Annotated in this window: 1 protein-coding gene; it reads right to left on the bottom strand. The window is 66.4% G+C overall.

Annotation, left to right across the window (positions count from 1 at the left end; translation table 11 throughout):
* Nucleotides 1-47 precede the first annotated feature (47 nt).
* Entirely contained in the window at nt 48-1235 is a 1188-nt protein-coding gene (locus tag M3195_RS16695) for an IS481 family transposase (protein WP_251589215.1), read from the bottom strand.
* Between the last annotated feature and the right edge of the window lie 72 nt (nt 1236-1307).

A 1307-nucleotide genomic window follows, 5' to 3' on the forward strand; every position in this document is an offset into this window, starting at 1 on the left:
TGTGTTGAGTCGCGACATAGGCGACGTGTGAGTCGCGACATAGGCGACTAGTTGGAGGAAGAGCTCGGCCATCGGCCGGGCTCTTTCTGCGTGTTGCGCCAGTAGGTTTTGGTGGGGTCGATGGTGTTGGTGGCGAGGATCTCTCCGGTGTGTTGGTGGACGACGGTGACGGTGGTCTCGTCGGCGATCAGGAGCACGGGTGCGCCGCGGTGGGCGACGCCGACGCCGAGGTGGTGCATGCGGGCGGCGCGGCGGAAGCTGATCTTCCCGTTCGTGCCGACATGGTCGTGTCGGACGCGGTAGTGGACGGCGTCGGGCCGGGTGCCGGCGGGGAGCGCTTTGGGTGATGCCGCGTAGGCGATGGCCGGGGTTGTGCCGTGGGCGCGGTGTGGTCGGGCGGTGTTGTAGTGCTCCTGGAACGTGTCGAGCTGGGTCTGCAGCTCGATGATCGTCACGGCTCGGGGGCGTGCGGCCAGCCAGCGTTTGAGGGTCTGGTGGAATCTCTCGATCTTGCCCTGGGTTTGGGGGTGGTTGGGGGCGCCGTTCTTCTGCCGGATGCCGAGGGCGGCGATGACGTATTCGAACTCATTGCGAGCGCCGGAGTGGCGGGCGGTGTAGACGCGGCCGTTGTCGGTCAGCGTGGACGCGGGCGGCCCATAGGTATCGACGCAGTTCAGGAACGTGTCCACGACGTTCTTGCCGGTGACGGGGTGGTGGACGGTGCAGCTGAGGAGTATGCGGGAGTGGTCGTCGAGCCAGTTCAGGATCTCGACGTCGGTGTCGTCGGCGAGGCGCCAGTGGGTGAAGTCTGACTGCCATGTCTCGTTCGGTTGCGCGGCTTCGAAGCGGGTGTAGGAGGATTTCGGGCGTTTGCGGGGTTCGGGGATGATCAGCCCTGCGGTGTGCAGGATGCGGCGGATGGTGGACGTGGAGGGGGCGGTGAGTCCTTCCTGCCGCAGATGCCAGGCGATCGTTACCGGTCCGGCGTCCGTCCCGGCCGCGGTCAACGCGCGCCGCAGCTCAATCACGCGATCGCGGACGCGGTCGGTGACCGCGTGCGGGCGGGTCAGCGGTGCCCGTGATCGAGCGTCGAGCCCGTCCAGACCCTCGGTTCGGTATCGGGCCAGGAGTTTGTGCAGGTACTGCCGGGAGACCCCGTACTCGGCCGCTGCGGCCGTGATCGAGAGTTCTCCAGCGATGATCTTCAACACCACGACCCGATGCTTCGACGACATGCCCCACTGTCGCCTATGACGCGACTCACGTGTCGCCGATCACGTGTCGCCTATGTCCTGAACCCAGACACC

The organism is Microbacterium hydrocarbonoxydans (assembly GCF_023715885.1).
In the GTDB taxonomy this organism is placed as follows: domain Bacteria; phylum Actinomycetota; class Actinomycetes; order Actinomycetales; family Microbacteriaceae; genus Microbacterium; species Microbacterium hydrocarbonoxydans_C.

Bases quoted from the DNA above. Each gene is read 5' to 3' on its own strand.
- M3195_RS16695 (WP_251589215.1), bottom strand. From the start codon at position 1,235: ATGTCGTCGAAGCATCGGGTCGTGGTGTTGAAGATCATCGCTGGAGAA.